The 13616-nt window shown below is 64.3% G+C and carries 14 protein-coding genes; 7 read left to right on the top strand and 7 right to left on the bottom strand.

Going from position 1 to position 13616, the window contains the following annotated elements:
* Positions 1-6 precede the first annotated feature (6 nt).
* Positions 7-1407: an LLM class flavin-dependent oxidoreductase gene (locus tag FHS82_RS08685; protein ID WP_166951026.1), complete on the bottom strand. Its 1401-nt coding sequence runs from the start codon at positions 1405-1407 to the stop codon at positions 7-9.
* Positions 1408-1578: 171 nt separating this feature from the next.
* On the opposite strand from FHS82_RS08685, the gene FHS82_RS08680 reads away from it, so the two are divergent.
* Genes FHS82_RS08680 through FHS82_RS08670 form a run of 3 tightly spaced genes read left to right on the top strand, consistent with a single transcriptional unit; the run spans position 1579 to position 4020 of the window.
* Positions 1579-2403: an ABC transporter ATP-binding protein gene (locus tag FHS82_RS08680; RefSeq protein ID WP_166951023.1), complete on the top strand. Its 825-nt coding sequence runs from the start codon at positions 1579-1581 to the stop codon at positions 2401-2403.
* Positions 2403-3221 carry an ABC transporter permease gene (locus tag FHS82_RS08675; protein WP_166951020.1) on the top strand — a complete coding sequence of 273 codons (819 nt, stop codon included), beginning with the start codon at positions 2403-2405 and terminating at the stop codon, positions 3219-3221. The genes FHS82_RS08680 and FHS82_RS08675 overlap by 1 nt, the downstream gene beginning before the upstream one ends.
* A gap of 4 nt (positions 3222-3225) precedes the next feature.
* Positions 3226-4020, top strand: a complete 795-nt coding sequence (locus tag FHS82_RS08670; protein WP_166951018.1) for an ABC transporter permease — start codon at positions 3226-3228, stop codon at positions 4018-4020.
* A gap of 69 nt (positions 4021-4089) precedes the next feature.
* On the opposite strand, the gene FHS82_RS08665 is transcribed toward FHS82_RS08670, so the two are convergent.
* Positions 4090-5010 (bottom strand): PHP domain-containing protein, encoded by a 921-nt coding sequence (locus FHS82_RS08665; protein WP_166951016.1) that lies wholly within the window; start codon positions 5008-5010, stop codon positions 4090-4092.
* A 272-nt stretch (positions 5011-5282) separates the two neighbouring features.
* A complete protein-coding gene (locus FHS82_RS08660) occupies positions 5283-6350 on the bottom strand; it encodes a cytochrome-c peroxidase (RefSeq protein ID WP_166951014.1) in 1068 nt (355 codons plus the stop codon).
* A 463-nt stretch (positions 6351-6813) separates the two neighbouring features.
* Here FHS82_RS08660 and FHS82_RS08655 point away from each other — a divergent pair, with 463 nt between their 5' ends.
* Complete coding sequence (locus tag FHS82_RS08655) at positions 6814-8445, top strand: MFS transporter (protein WP_166951012.1); 1632 nt, start codon at positions 6814-6816, stop codon at positions 8443-8445.
* A gap of 13 nt (positions 8446-8458) precedes the next feature.
* Here the strand turns inward: FHS82_RS08655 and FHS82_RS08650 are convergent, their stop codons facing one another.
* From FHS82_RS08650 to FHS82_RS08640, 3 genes are all read right to left on the bottom strand, one after another.
* Positions 8459-8779, bottom strand: a complete 321-nt coding sequence (locus tag FHS82_RS08650; protein ID WP_166951010.1) for a 4a-hydroxytetrahydrobiopterin dehydratase — start codon at positions 8777-8779, stop codon at positions 8459-8461.
* Positions 8780-8876: 97 nt separating this feature from the next.
* Positions 8877-9731 carry a prephenate dehydrogenase gene (locus tag FHS82_RS08645; protein ID WP_166951008.1) on the bottom strand — a complete coding sequence of 285 codons (855 nt, stop codon included), beginning with the start codon at positions 9729-9731 and terminating at the stop codon, positions 8877-8879.
* A 147-nt stretch (positions 9732-9878) separates the two neighbouring features.
* Positions 9879-10826, bottom strand: coding sequence for a DMT family transporter (locus tag FHS82_RS08640; protein ID WP_166951005.1), 948 nt, complete (start codon positions 10824-10826; stop codon positions 9879-9881).
* Between the two features lie 133 nt (positions 10827-10959).
* On the opposite strand from FHS82_RS08640, the gene FHS82_RS08635 reads away from it, so the two are divergent.
* The gene (locus FHS82_RS08635) at positions 10960-11397 is read left to right on the top strand and encodes an Lrp/AsnC family transcriptional regulator (RefSeq protein ID WP_166951003.1); all 438 of its coding nucleotides are present in this window, start codon (positions 10960-10962) and stop codon (positions 11395-11397) included.
* An 87-nt stretch (positions 11398-11484) separates the two neighbouring features.
* On the opposite strand, the gene FHS82_RS08630 is transcribed toward FHS82_RS08635, so the two are convergent.
* A complete protein-coding gene (locus FHS82_RS08630) occupies positions 11485-12315 on the bottom strand; it encodes a helix-turn-helix transcriptional regulator (protein WP_166951000.1) in 831 nt (276 codons plus the stop codon).
* A gap of 110 nt (positions 12316-12425) precedes the next feature.
* On the opposite strand from FHS82_RS08630, the gene FHS82_RS08625 reads away from it, so the two are divergent.
* Both FHS82_RS08625 and FHS82_RS08620 read left to right on the top strand, forming a co-directional pair.
* Positions 12426-13187: an AzlC family ABC transporter permease gene (locus tag FHS82_RS08625; protein ID WP_166950998.1), complete on the top strand. Its 762-nt coding sequence runs from the start codon at positions 12426-12428 to the stop codon at positions 13185-13187.
* Positions 13184-13504, top strand: coding sequence for an AzlD domain-containing protein (locus tag FHS82_RS08620; RefSeq protein ID WP_166950995.1), 321 nt, complete (start codon positions 13184-13186; stop codon positions 13502-13504). The genes FHS82_RS08625 and FHS82_RS08620 overlap by 4 nt, the downstream gene beginning before the upstream one ends.
* The last annotated feature ends 112 nt before the right edge of the window (positions 13505-13616 follow it).

Raw genomic sequence — 13616 nt, 5'->3', positions numbered from 1 at the left:
GTTCTGTTACTCCGCTGCCGCTTCGGAATAGGACGATCCTGCCGCGATCGGCGCGAACCGCCGCCGCCCCGACGGGCGGGCAAGGCCGAGATGGTCCCGCAACGTCCGGCCACCGTATTCGGTCCGGAACAGTCCGCGCCTGCGCAGTTCGGGGATCACCAGTTCGATGAAGTCGTCGAGGCCCCACTCCAGTTGCGGTGCCATGACATTGAAGCCGTCCGCCGCCTCGTTGCGGAAGTAATACTCAAGCTGATCGGCGATTTCGGCAGCGGTGCCGACCAGTTGCCAATGCCCGCGCGCGCCGGCGATATGCAGATAAAGCTGCCGGATGGAATAATTCTCGCGGCGCGCGAGTTCGAGCAGCAGCTTCTGGCGGCTCTTGCCGGAGTTGGTTTCGGGAACCTCCGGCAGCGGCCCGTCCAGCGGATAGGCCGACAGATCGATCCCGCCCGCAACGGTCTTCAGAAGCCCCAGGCCGACCACCGGATCGACCAGATTCTGCAGGGATTCGAATTTTTCCCGGGCCTCCGCCTCGGTGCGTCCGACGACAGGAAAGACGCCGGGCAGGATTTTCAGTTCATCGGGATGGCGGCCGTACTTTCCGAGCCTGCCCTTCACGTCGCCATAATAGTCCCGCGCCTCGGAAAAGCTCTGGTAGGCGACAAACACGGCTTCGGCCGTACGGGCCGCCGTCTCGCGCCCGTCGTCGGAGGAGCCCGCCTGCACCAGCACCGGCCGCCCCTGCGGCGAGGGCGGCACGTTGAGCGGCCCGCGCACGTTGAAATAATGCCCCTCATGGTGCAGCGGGTGGAGGCCCTCCTTGTCGAAAAGAACGCCGGAAGCCTTGTCGTAGCGCAAGGCCGATGCATCGAGGCTGCCCCACAGTCCGTCGACGACCTCGGCGAACTCCGCCGCCCGGCGGTACCTCTCCGCATGCGGAACCGGTCCGTGCTGCCCGAAGTTGCCCGGGTCGGACTCGTTCGAGGACGTGACAAGGTTCCATCCCGCACGCCCGCCGCTCAGGAGATCGAGAGAGGCGAACCGGCGCGCGATGTTGAATGGATCATTATATGTCGTCGACGCGGTGCCGACCAGACCGATCCTTTCCGTCACCGCCGCCAGCGCCGACAGGAGCGTCAACGGCTCAAGCCGGACGCCGCGTTCCTCGAAGGGAAACGACGGGCTGTCAAAACCCCGGATGGATGCGGAATCCGCCAGAAAAACCAGATCGAACTTCGCTGCTTCCGCCGCTTTGGCCGCGCGCACGTAGTGCCTGAAATCGAGGCCGGCGGCCCGCGGCGACGCGGGATCGCGCCAGGCAGCGATGTGGTGCCCCGACTCCAGCAGAAACGCCCCGAGACTCAATTGTCGGCCCGCTCGAAGGCCCGTTCCATTTCCATCAGTCATGATCGAACTCCATCCGGGTTACCTCGTTACCTCGACCAGACGGTTCCCGAACCGCCGTCATCCCGGAAATCACGATATTATCTATAGACATTATGAAATATCAAGCCTACCATCCGTGATGAAATCAATCGGTGACACCAGGGTCCCAGCACACCGACAGGGGAGATTGTCATGCCAGGCTCGCCAGATCCCTCCGCCCGGCCCGGATACCTGTCGATCAGGCATCTCAACAAAGTCTTCCGGGTCAACGACAGACGCCTGCAGGCGCTTCTCGACATCAACCTCGATGTCGAACAGGGCAGCTTCGTCACGATCGTCGGCGCCAGCGGCTGCGGCAAGTCGACCCTGCTACGCATCGTTGCCGGACTTGAAACCGGGGAGGGGACCGTCATCCACGATGGCAAGCCTGTGGAGGAACCCAGCCTGAATCGCGGTCTCGTCTTTCAGGAGGCCAGGCTCTTTCCGTGGCTCACCGTCGAGCAGAATGTCGCCCTCGGCCTTGAGAACGCATCTGCCGATGCCAGGACCAGAGAGCGGCTCGTACGGGAACATCTTGAACTCGTCTCGCTGACCGACTTCGCCAAAGCCTATCCCCGGCAGCTTTCCGGCGGCATGGCGCAACGGGTCGCCATCGCCCGGGGGATCGTCAACCGTCCCGGGCTTCTGCTCCTCGACGAGCCCTTCGGTGCCCTCGACGCCTTCACCCGTGCCCACCTGCAGGACGAGCTGCAACACATCTGGGAGCACGAACACCTCACCGCGCTGCTGGTCACGCACGATGTCGATGAGGCCGTCCTGCTCGGCAACCGCGTCGTTGTCATGTCGCCGCGGCCGGGGCGCATCGCCAGAGTTATCGACATTCCGCTGGCATATCCGCGCGACAGGCGTTCTCCCGATCTTATCTACTTCCGCAACCAGATACTCGACGAGCTGGATGTCATTCGCGGCCCCAGGCCGGTGACGGGAAAAGCCCGCGACATCAAGGTGCCCGCCTGATGACCGATATTGTATCTTCGCCGATATCCACGCCCTCGGTTCCGTGGCTGGAGCGCGTGCAGCGTGTCGTGACAGCGTTTGCGATACCGCTCGCGTTCCCGGCAGTTCTGGTCCTGCTGTGGCATCTGGCCTCGACCTACGAGCTGATGCCCGAACAGATCCTGCCGTATCCGGCTTACGTCTGGGACGCGGCGGTCGATGCCATCGTCGGCGGAGATCTTCTGAAGCAGATCAGCTTCAGTGCCGGCCGCGTCACGGCCGGCTTCATCGCCGGCGCCGTGGCTGGCCTCGTCCTCGGGTTCGCCATGGGTTTCTGGCACTGGCTCGACGATCACGTCCGGCCACTTTTCACGGCGATTTCGCAGGTTCCCACCATCGGATGGATCCCGCTGCTGATGCTCTTTCTCGGCCTCGGCGAGGCACTCAAGATCGTCATCATCGCCAAGGCGGCGTTCATACCCATCGTGATGAACTCGTCCGCGGCGTTGCGCTCCATACCGCCCGGATACCTTGAGGTCGCCAGAATTTTCCGCTTCAACAAGCTCCAGCGCCTGCGCCTCGTCATTCTCCCCGCCACGGTTCCGCCGGTGTTCACCGGCATCCGCTATGGCCTGACCAAGGCGTGGACCGCTCTCGTCGCCGTCGAGCTGCTCGCCTCGTCGGAAGGGCTCGGTTATCAGCTCAACTGGGCGCGCCAGATGTTCTGGCTCGACACCATGATCTTTTCGATGATCCTCATTGGCCTTGTCGGTTTCGTCATGGACCATATCCTGGCCCGCATCGAAGTCCGGCTGCAGCGCTGGAAACTGACCGACTGAACCGATGACCGACACACTCAACGCCCCCGATCGTCACGCCGGCCGCAAATCGCTCAACATCCCGCGCGGATGGCGATTGCCGATCCTGCTGCTGATTCTCTGGCAGGTATCGAGCGAGTTCAGCCTGATCGACCGCCGCTTCCTTCCCCCCTTGCAGGATATCGTCGCCGCGGGCTGGAAGGAATTGACGGAGGGCGATCTGCTCGTGCATATCGCCGCCAGTCTGGGCCGCGATATCGCCGGCTTCGTCATGGGCAGCATCGCCGGCGTCGCCTTCGGCACGCTTCTCGGCATTTCGAAGATCGCCGACCGCTTTATCGGCCCCACCTTCCACGGCCTCAAGCAGATCGCGGTGCTTGCCTGGATCCCGATCATCTCCGTGTGGTTCGGCTTCGCGGAGAGCGCGAAGATCGCCTTCGTCACGCTCGCAGCCTTTCTGCCGGTGGCGCTGAACACGATCGAGGGCATGCAGTCCATCTCGCCTCAAATCATCGAGGTGGGGCGCTCCCTCTGCTTCACCCGGCGGCAGATATTCCTGCGCGCCCGCCTGCCGTCGGCACTTCCCTCGATCATGACGGGCATTCACCTCGCCCTGATCTATTCATGGCTGGCGACAGTCGGTGCTGAATACTTCATGGCGGTGGGGCCCGGACTTGGCGGACTGATCATCTCGGGGCGCGAGCACTTTGAGATGGACGTCGTCATGCTGGGCGTGCTCCTGCTCGGCCTTATCGGGTACAGCCTGAACAAGATCGCCGAAACCGTGGAAGCCCGTCTTCTACGCTGGAGAGACGGATGATGCCGGTTGCCGATGACGGCATGGAACCGCCCCAGACGACGGGCGCGGGGCCCGTCGCGCGGGCGCGGTTCAGACGGGTGTGGCGAGGGAGGCCATCCAGACGGGGTTCGACCATGCCCGCCTGCCGTCCTCACCGGTGATCACGATCCGGAACCAAGGGCTGGCAGTCAGCGGTTCGAGGGGCAGGACCGCCCGCGTCATGGAGTCCGCGAACTTGTAGCTCATCTTGAAGCCGCAGCCGACCGCGAGAACCCCTTTGACAGGCGAGCAGGAAACCTCGATCGAATCGCCGGTTACGGCGATGGCCTCGATGCGGGGACCCTGGGTCGAGTAGAACTGGCCGGCTTTCAGCGCTTCCAGAATGTCGTCCGGCTCGTTCGCGCCCGCCTTCAGCTCGATCCACGCGCCACCGAAATCGGGCGAGCGGAAATGCGCGTCGTCACAGGCATAGGCGAGCAGGCGGTGCCCCTTGTCGAGCATGCCGTCCAGCAGATAGGCGCCATCGCCCTTGTCGTGCATCTGCTGGCAGCCATGGTTGTAGATTTCGACGGCGTGAGCGGCGTCGAGCGTTTCGGCGTCGGCGAGCGAGAGGCTGTACCAGGCCGGGTGCGGCATGCCCACGAAGGCGCCGGCCTCCCGCGCCCGCCGCGCCAGCGCGGGACCCGTTTCCTCCGGCGTCGGGGGCGCGAAGTCGGGCGGCAGGCCGACCGCCACGATGTGCCACAGGTCGCTCATTTCCGTTCGCGGCGCATGGAGTTCCGCGCCCAGCAGGGTCGTGAACCGCTGGTCCCGAAAGCTGCGCGTATCGACGAGCGGCCAGTCGTATCGGGCCAGAAAGTGATCCGTGATCGCGAGAAAGTCGTAGCCCGCGTCACGATAGAGGCCAATCACCTGCTCGGTCGGCAGTTTGCCGTCGGAGCGTGTCGTGTGCGTATGCAGATTGCCCCGCAGAAAGCGGCCGGGCGCTGTGAACAAGGGAAGAGTGGTCATCGCGCGTTCCTTTGCGGCTCGGTGAGAATCCGTCATCGCCGTCAGGTTTCTCACCGGCAGCATAGCTGCCAGAGGCCGGAAGTCTGTGACAATGGCTTCTGCCGGGCGTGAGCAAGCATGAAACTTCTCCGCCACAAACTTCTCCCCCACGCGCCGTCATGCGGTTGGCGCGCCCGGTCCCCGGCGGGAATCGCCGTGGCAGCGTCGGATCGCGAAAAAACCCGCCGAAACCATCGGCGGGTTCTTGACGGCGGCTCTGTGTGCGGCGCGGCTCAGCCCGGGCGGCTGGCCGGTTGGATGGGGCGCGGCGTGTCCTGCGTGCTCGGCGGCAATGTCGGATAGAGAACTTGCGGCTGCTCGCCGGTCAGGGTGCGCAGGAAGGCGGTGATCGCCTTGACCTCGGTGTCGTTCAACTCCTCGCCGAGCTGGCTGACGCCCATGATGGCCACGGCCTGTTCGAGATCCCACACCTGGCCGCTGTGGAAATAGGGCGCGGTGAGCGCGATGTTGCGCAGCGGACCGGCGCGGAAGACATATTCGTCCGTCGCCGTCTCGGTCACCGCGAAGCGGCCCTTGTCGCCGGCGGGCAGGATGTTGCCGCCGGGTTTCTCCACGACGCCGAACGGGAAGTAGCCTTCCCCGCCAATGTTCTGGCCACCGTGGCAGGAGACACAGCCCTTGTTGATGAACAGGTCGAGGCCAGCCATCTCCTGCGCGTCGAGCGAGGATTCACCCTTGAGAAACCGGTCGAAGCGCGAATTGGGCGTGACCAGCGTGACCTCGAACGCCTCAAGGGCGCGGGCCATGTTGTCGAAGGTTACCGGCTCATCCTGCCCGGGGAAGGCTTTCCTGAACAGCTCTCCATATTCCGGGATACTCTTCAGCGCGGTTTCCACCTTGCCGGGCGTGTTGTTCATCTCCACGCTGGCCTGCACCGGCCCCTTGGCCTGGGCGGCCAGGTCGTCGGCGCGGCCGTCCCAGAACTGGGCGACGTTGAAGACCGCGTTGAGCACCGTGGGCGAATTGCGTGGGCCGGCCTGCCAGCCATGGCCGATCGAGGTCGGAATGTTGTCCGCGCCGCCGGTGCCCACGCTATGGCAGGTGTTGCACGTGATGATCTGGCTCGACGACAGACGCGGCTCGAAGAACAGCCACTGGCCGAGCTGTATCTGATCCTTGCTGACCTTGCGCGCCGCAATCACTTCCTCGGCCGTCGGAATGGGCTGGAACAGGCTCTGCGCCGTGGCGCGCAGCTCGTCTTCCACGATGGGCTCCTCAGCAAATGCGGGAACGCCGGTCAGGAAAGTGAAAGACAGCAAAAATACTATACGGGTGCGCATGATAGCTCTCCCCAATTGAATTATTATAAAATAAATTTATTCTGCTGCCGGGGAATTGCGTTAGGTCAAAAAACACCGCTTTAACCTCCTGCGACATATTGCTTCCAGTCGCTCGGTATCCGCGGCGGAATGACGCAATACTGCTGTTTCAAAATAGATAGGACTCTGTTTATTTGATAAATATTGTTCGAAAACAAAGGCATAGAGAAACATAAGGCTTCCTGCACCGGCCTTTTCGGAAAACGATTCTATAGGGGCCGTCTGCTGTCCGTCGCCGTTTCGTCACAGATGCCGTAACCGGAAGTGCTGTCAGACAGTTACGGGGAGCCCGTCTCCCTGTGCATGGCGCGGGCGGGTATCTCCATCTTGCGCGCGGCCTTTCGTTTGCGCATTGTCCCATCCGCGCCCGGCCGGGCGACATCCGGTGTGCCAGCGCCGCTGCAAACAAGAATACGGGGACGACATGCTGCAGACGAGGTTATCGGTATTGGCGCCGTTTCGGCATGGCGATTTCCGGAATCTGTGGACGGCCACGCTGGCGTCCAATCTCGGCGGGCTCATCCAGGCCGTCGGGGCGGGCTGGGTCATGACGATGATCTCCGACTCCAGCAGCATGGTGGCGCTCGTGCAGGCGTCGACGACGCTGCCGATCATGCTGTTTTCGCTGGTAGGCGGCGCGCTTGCGGACAGCTTCGACCGGCGGCGCATCATGCTCATCGCCCAGGCCACGATGATGGCAGTGTCGATCGCGCTCGCGGTCTGTGCGTTCAGCGGATTGTTGACACCGTGGCTGCTGCTGACCTTCACCTTTCTCATCGGTTGCGGCACGGCGCTGCACAATCCCTCGTGGCAGGCTTCCATGGGCGATCTCGTACCGCGCGCCGACCTGCCGTCCGCCGTCGCACTGAACAGCATGGGCTTCAACCTGATGCGCAGTGTCGGCCCGGCTGTCGGCGGCGTGATCGTTGCCGTGGCCGGCGGCGCCTTCGCCTTCGCCATCAATGCCTGCAGCTATTTGCCGCTGATCGCGGCGCTGGCGCGCTGGAAACACCGGGAAACCCCCGATACCCTGCCGCGCGAGGAGTTCGTCAGCGCCATCGGGGCGGGCATGCGCTATGTGCTGATGACGCCCAACCTGCTGCGTGTCATGGCACGCGGCCTCGTCTTCGGCTTCGCGGCCATCGTGGTGCTGGCGCTGCTGCCGCTGGTGGTGCGCGATCTCGTCGGCGGCGGTGCGCTGACCTATGGCCTGATGCTCGGCTGCTTCGGGCTGGGTGCCATCGGCGGCGCGCTGGCGAACGCGCGCCTGCGGGAGCGGTTCAGCACCGAGCATATCGTGCGCTGGGCTTTCGTGATGTTCGCGCTGAGCGTCGTCGGGCTGGCGCTGAGCAAATCCGTGTGGCTTGGCTGCCTGTTCCTGCTGCCGGCGGGCGCGTGCTGGGTGCTGGCGCTGTCGCTGTTCAACACGTCCATGCAACTGTCGACGCCGCGCTGGGTCGTGGGCAGGTCGCTGTCGTTGTATCAGACGGCGACCTTCGGCGGCATGGCCATCGGTAGTTGGGTCTGGGGTGCCGTGGCCGAATTCTACGGGCCGGCGCAGGCGCTGCTCTATGCCACGGTGGTCCTGGTCGCCGGCGCGCTGATGGGGCTGCGTTTCGGGCTGGCCGAATTCGGCTCGCTCGATCTCAATCCCCTCAACCAGTTCCGCGAGCCCGAACTGCGCCTTGTAGTGAAGCCCCAGAGCGGCCCCATCATGGTGATGATCGACTATGAGGTCGACCGTTCCAACGTCCCGGATTTTCTGGCCGCCATGGCGGACCGCCGCCGTATCCGCCTGCGCGACGGCGCGCAGCAATGGGCGCTGCTGCGCGATCTGGAAAATCCCGATGTCTGGACCGAAAGCTATCACGTGCCGACGTGGGTGGACTACGTGCGCCACAACATGCGCCGCACGCAGGCCGACGCCGCTGTCGCCGAGCGCCTGCAGGCGTTGCACCGGGGCGAGGAACGCCCGCGCGTTCATCGCATGCTGGAGTACCACGTGGTCCCCGCCTTCGACGACACGCCGCTCAAGGACCAGTTCCATACCCATTGAGACCGGGCCGCATCTACGCGGGTTTTGCGCCGAAACTGGCGGCTGCGGCGTCTATGGCTTCCGCCAGACGGATGTCGCGCGCGCTGATGCCACCCGCGTCATGGGTCGTCAGGCGAATGGCGACGCGGTTGTAGCTGTTGGACCAGTCGGGATGATGATCCTGCTCGTCGGCCGCGGCGGCGATCGCGGACATGAGGTCGAAGGCCTGCCTGAAATCGCGGAACCTGAGTTCACGCCGGATAGCCTTGCCGTCGTCGGTCACCCGCCACAGCGGCAAGGTCTCTGCCAGCCCGGCGACCTGCCCGGGCCTCAGAGGCAGGGGGGAAGCTGTCATGGCTTGTCCTCTCGTCGTTCCTGAGGTCCGGGATCGGACGTTCCGCCCCGGCTGCGCCAATTATGAACCGTGGGAGCATCTGCCGTCGAGGGCTTCGTCACCCGGCAACGGACGGCGTTTCGAGCGCTCCGCGCCGCTCTTGCGCCAGTTCGCCGGACGCCAGTTCGCCGGACGCCATGTCACGGTACGCCATGTCACGGTACGCCATGTCGCTGTCGAGGGCTGCCGCCAGTCTGAAGAACCTCTCCCGCACCTCCGGAACGAACGGATTCAGCCGCTCGATGGCGTCGAACACTTCCGGTGCATCGTGGCGGACCATACCGATGCTCTCCATGAGCAGGTCGAAGCTGCGTGTCGTCATCCGGGAGGGCAGGGGCTCCATCTGCACGAGCACCTTCGCGATCAGGTGCGTCAGCCCTTGCACGGTGGCTGCCTCGCGGTCGTGCGCTTCCGGCGTGGTCACGATCACTTCGAGGCCAAGCCGCTTGCGCAGGAAGGCGTATACGCCGCCACCGCGGTGGCCGCGAACGGGACACACGGCAACCTTGAGGCCGGCGATGCCGTTCCTCGCACTCTGCGGCCCGAAAAGCGGATGCGTCCCGACGATGGCGACATGATCGGGCAATCCCTTCGCCATGATGCGAGCGGGAAGCGTCTTGACGGATCCCACGTCGAGCACCAGCGTTCCCCGCGACAGATGCGGGGCGATGCCCTCGACAGCCTCCGCGAGGGCGGCGACGGGAACGGCGAGCACGACGAAGGGACAGCGGGCGGCTTCCGCGAGCCCCACGAAGCGCCCGATGTCGCCCGCCATCCGGTCGCCGGGACTGTATCTGGGATCGTGGCAGCGCAGGCGGAAATACGGATGCAGATGCTCGGCCATGAGGCGGCCGAACGCCCCGAAACCGATCAGACCCAGGGCCGGGAGAACTGCGAACTGCGACGGGTGCATGAAGCGACCTCCTGGAGATGCACGCCAGAGGTCGTCTCGTCCAACCGCTGGCCTGAACAGCGGTTGGAAAAGTGAACAAGCCTTCCCGCCGCTACCTGTGCGGCACGTAATAGACGGTGTTGTTGCGGGCCTTGTTCATGCGTTCACCTACTGCCGGTTCGCCCGCGATGTCAACCGCCGGTTTCGGGATTCGCGCGAAACGGCCGCCACGCCTCTGCGGCTGCGCCAGTCGAGGGACCATCCGAGCGTGGTACCGGCAGCGGAGAGCAGGATGGCCGTGGCGCCGGCCAGTTGCAGCGGATGCAGACGATGGCCGAAGGCGAGGAAATCGACGACGATCGCCATGACCGGATAGATGAAGGACAGCGCTCCGGTGAGGTTGGTCGGCAACTTCTGGATCGCCCCGTAGAGCAGGATGTACATCAGGCCCGTATGGACCACGCCGAGCGCGATCAGGAACGCCCACGCCGCGGGATCGGCGGGCAGGGGCGAAAAGCTGGCGAAAGGAGCAAGCATCAGGATGCCGACCGACACCTGAATGAGCGCAATCAGATGCGGGGGAATGCCGCGGAGCTTTCTGATGATGACCGCGGCCAGCGCATAGCAGAAGGCGGCGCCCAGCGAGAAGAGGATGCCGGTGAGATAATCCTCTCCGCCATAGCCGGCGCCGGGTTTCGCCCAGACGATCGCCAGCATCCCGCAGAAGGCGACCGCGAGCCAGAGAAGCCCGGATAGCGTCAGCCGCTCGGAAAGGAACAGCGCCCCCATCGTCACCAGCATGAAGGGTTGCGTGTTGTAGACGGCCGTCGCGATGGAGATTGAGGCACGGGGAAAGGCGGCGAACAGCAACAGCCAGTTGGTCACGATCGCGATACCGCCGAGGACGGCAAGGCCGATCTGGCGCCCGGACATGGTGCCCGGCCGGAACAGCCCCATGCCCGCGCAGATCGCCAGCAAGGTCGCGGCGGCGAAAACACAGCGCCAGAACACCACATCCGCGACCGGCTGGCCGGAAAGGACGACGAACAGGCCGATGGTCCCCGAAATTACCATGGCGGCGGTCATTTCCACCGTGCCGCGCATCTTCTCGTTCATCGCTGCCGCTCCCTCCCGATACATACCTCACTATAACGGGCAAAACGGCCGGTATCTATATGCAGGGAAAGGTGATATGGTCATCACTCCTAATCTTGTTAGGCTGCACGCGGACGTTGCCTGAGAGAACGAAATGCCGGACGATCTGGACCGCCGCATCATCGCGCTTCTGGCAAGCGATGCGCGCATGTCGCTCAAGGACCTTGCCGGGCATGTGGGCCTGTCGTCTCCAAGTACGTCTGAACGGTTGAAGCGGCTTGAGGAGCAGGGCGTCATTCGCGGCTTCACCGTCGAGGTGGATCCTGCCCGGATCGGTTACACGCTGCAGGCCATCGTGCGCATCCGGCCGCTGCCGGGCAAGCTGCACGTCGTCCAGCAACTCATCGTGGAGGTTCCGGAAGTTACCGAATGCGACAAGGTTACCGGCGACGATTGCTTCATCGCCCGCCTGCATGTCCGCTCCATCGAACAGCTCGACGCGATCCTCGACCGGATTGCGGACAAGGCGGAGACAAACACCGCCATCGTCAAGACGCAGCCTGTCATGCGCCGCCTGCCGCCTTTGGCGTAACCTCACATCTGGAATCTGTCCTGTTTACGTTGAAACAGGACAGATTCCAGATTCCTTATTTTGAGCGAATTCTGATCGGAATACGCTCTAGCAGCACGCCAGCGCGAAGGCGCGGGGCGTCACGCCGAACCAGTTGCGGAACTGATTGGTGAGATGGCTCTGGTCGAAAAAGCCGACGGCTACGGCGGCCTCCGCCGGGCCCACGCCGCGTTCCAGCAGCGCCTTGGCACGGCCGAGCCGCACCTGCGTCAGATAGCGGTGGACGGTGAGGCCGGACTGCGCCCGGAACGCGCGCATGAAATGGTATTCGCTGAGGCCCGCGACCCGGGCGATTTCGTCCACCGTCAGCCTGCGGTCGTGGCAGTCGTTCATGAAGGCGACGGCGCGGCTCATGTCCGCAGCGGGCGACTGCGGGCGCGAGGCCCGGCCCGCCCGCTGGCCATAGCGCCGGATCAGCAAGGCGAGCGCCTCATAAACCGCGCTCTGCTTCTCCACCGCATCCGGCGTCGCTTCGACGACGCGATGAGCGGCGAGCAGGCTGCGCGCGAGACCGGGCTCGGTTCGCAGAGTCGCGCGCCCGAAATCCAGCGCGCCGCGACCGCCCAGCATGTCGGCGGCGATCGTTTCCATCGTATCCGTGGAGGGATAGAAGGCACAGTGCTCCCAGATGCCGTTCCGCTCCGCCGCCTCGGCGCTATGTACCTCACCGGGATGGATGATCATCACCGTACCCGCGTGGGCGACGCCCTCGTGCCGCGCCACCCGATGCCGCTGTGCGCCGCGCCTGAAAGCGGCGACCACGAACTCGTCATGGAAATGAGGCGAATAGCGATGGTCGAAACACGAAGCGCGCAGGAGTTCGAGCCCGCCGAAGAGGCTCGAATCGCGCCACAGCCGCATGTCGTTTCGTCCCATCATGCCTTTTCCGAATAGGCCTCATGTCCGCCGCGCCGTGCAGGCGCAGGATTTTCCAATATTCCTGAATTGTTGGCGCGGTAACAAACGCTCTCCGCGCGAGGTTGGGAAGCATGGTTACGCAAAACAGTTCGACATATGACGTCGGAAACGAAAAATATAGTGCCGCCGCCCTGTTCCGCAAAGGCGTTGTCGCCTGTGGGCCGACGGTTCTGGGCTACTGGAGCATCGGCTTTGCCGCCGGCGCGATCGGCACGCTCGCGGGCTTTTCGCTCGGGGAGATCTGTGCGCTGGCCGGCCTGCTCTATGCCGGTTCGGCCCAGTTTCTGTTCTATTCGATGCACGGCACCGGCGACGGCATGCTGCCGATCGTGCTGGCCGTGCTGCTGGTCAACATGCGCTATCTGCTGATGAGCAGCGCCATGGCGATCTATTTCGGCAACGCGCGGACCTTCGAGAAGGTCATCGGCGGCGCGCTGCTGACGGACGAAACCTTCGGCGTGGCGGCCCAGTACGGCCGGCGTCACGGCGCGCTGCCCTTCGCCTGGCTGCTGGGCCTCAACCTTTCGGCGTGGATCAACTGGATTGTCGCCAACATCGCCGGCGCGTTGCTGGCCTCGTCGCTGCCGCCTGCCCTCACCAGTGGCCTCGGCTTCAGCCTTGTCACCATGTTCATCGGCCTGCTGATGATGATCTGGTTCGCGAGCCGCAACCGCAAGCTCGAAACGCTCACCATCGCGGTCGCCGTCGCCGCCACCGCTGTGAGCGTCGGCAGGATCGATCCCAGCGTCGCGATTCTCGCCGCAACGGTTCTGGCAGCGACAGTTGCGACCGTGCTGCTGCGTCTAGGCCGCTCCGGCGGGAGAGAATCATGAATGGCGAAATATTATCCACCATAGCGGTCTGCGCCGCCCTGACGCTGCTGGTCCGCGCGCTGCCCATCGTTTTCCTGTCGCGGATGCGCATGCCCGCCGTGCTGCTCGACTGGCTCGGCTTCGTTCCTTCGGCGATCATGGCGGCCCTCGTCACCGCCGAGGTCGTCGGCCGGCCGGCAATGACGCCGTCGGGGATCAGCATCTCCCTCGTGGCCACCATCGTCGCGGCGGCTGCCGGCGCCGTTTCCCGCAGCCTTTTCGCGACCATCGTCGCCGGCGTCGCCGCATTCCTGGTCCTGCAGGCGCTGCTCATGTGACGGGAACGGCCGGTGTCTGGAAGCTGCCCTGCTTACATCAAGACAGGACGGCTTCCAGATTTGATTTCTTCAGCGACTTCCGATTCAGGTTGAATGCATTCCGCGCGGACGC

This window comes from Pseudochelatococcus lubricantis, assembly GCF_011762225.1.
GTDB lineage: Bacteria > Pseudomonadota > Alphaproteobacteria > Rhizobiales > Beijerinckiaceae > Pseudochelatococcus > Pseudochelatococcus lubricantis.
The sequence above is the reverse complement of the archived record's forward strand: the minus strand, read 5'-3'. Positions and strand labels throughout refer to the sequence as shown.

Excerpts from the sequence above, each read along its gene's own strand:
- FHS82_RS08685 (WP_166951026.1), bottom strand. The coding sequence starts at position 1,407 with ATGACTGATGGAAATGGAACGGGCCTTCGAGCGGGCCGACAATTGAGT.
- FHS82_RS08680 (WP_166951023.1), top strand. The coding sequence starts at position 1,579 with ATGCCAGGCTCGCCAGATCCCTCCGCCCGGCCCGGATACCTGTCGATC.
- FHS82_RS08675 (WP_166951020.1), top strand. The coding sequence starts at position 2,403 with ATGACCGATATTGTATCTTCGCCGATATCCACGCCCTCGGTTCCGTGG.
- FHS82_RS08670 (WP_166951018.1), top strand. The coding sequence starts at position 3,226 with ATGACCGACACACTCAACGCCCCCGATCGTCACGCCGGCCGCAAATCG.
- FHS82_RS08665 (WP_166951016.1), bottom strand. The coding sequence starts at position 5,010 with ATGACCACTCTTCCCTTGTTCACAGCGCCCGGCCGCTTTCTGCGGGGC.
- FHS82_RS08660 (WP_166951014.1), bottom strand. The coding sequence starts at position 6,350 with ATGCGCACCCGTATAGTATTTTTGCTGTCTTTCACTTTCCTGACCGGC.
- FHS82_RS08655 (WP_166951012.1), top strand. The coding sequence starts at position 6,814 with ATGCTGCAGACGAGGTTATCGGTATTGGCGCCGTTTCGGCATGGCGAT.
- FHS82_RS08650 (WP_166951010.1), bottom strand. The coding sequence starts at position 8,779 with ATGACAGCTTCCCCCCTGCCTCTGAGGCCCGGGCAGGTCGCCGGGCTG.
- FHS82_RS08645 (WP_166951008.1), bottom strand. The coding sequence starts at position 9,731 with ATGCACCCGTCGCAGTTCGCAGTTCTCCCGGCCCTGGGTCTGATCGGT.
- FHS82_RS08640 (WP_166951005.1), bottom strand. The coding sequence starts at position 10,826 with ATGAACGAGAAGATGCGCGGCACGGTGGAAATGACCGCCGCCATGGTA.
- FHS82_RS08635 (WP_166951003.1), top strand. The coding sequence starts at position 10,960 with ATGCCGGACGATCTGGACCGCCGCATCATCGCGCTTCTGGCAAGCGAT.
- FHS82_RS08630 (WP_166951000.1), bottom strand. The coding sequence starts at position 12,315 with ATGATGGGACGAAACGACATGCGGCTGTGGCGCGATTCGAGCCTCTTC.
- FHS82_RS08625 (WP_166950998.1), top strand. The coding sequence starts at position 12,426 with ATGGTTACGCAAAACAGTTCGACATATGACGTCGGAAACGAAAAATAT.
- FHS82_RS08620 (WP_166950995.1), top strand. The coding sequence starts at position 13,184 with ATGAATGGCGAAATATTATCCACCATAGCGGTCTGCGCCGCCCTGACG.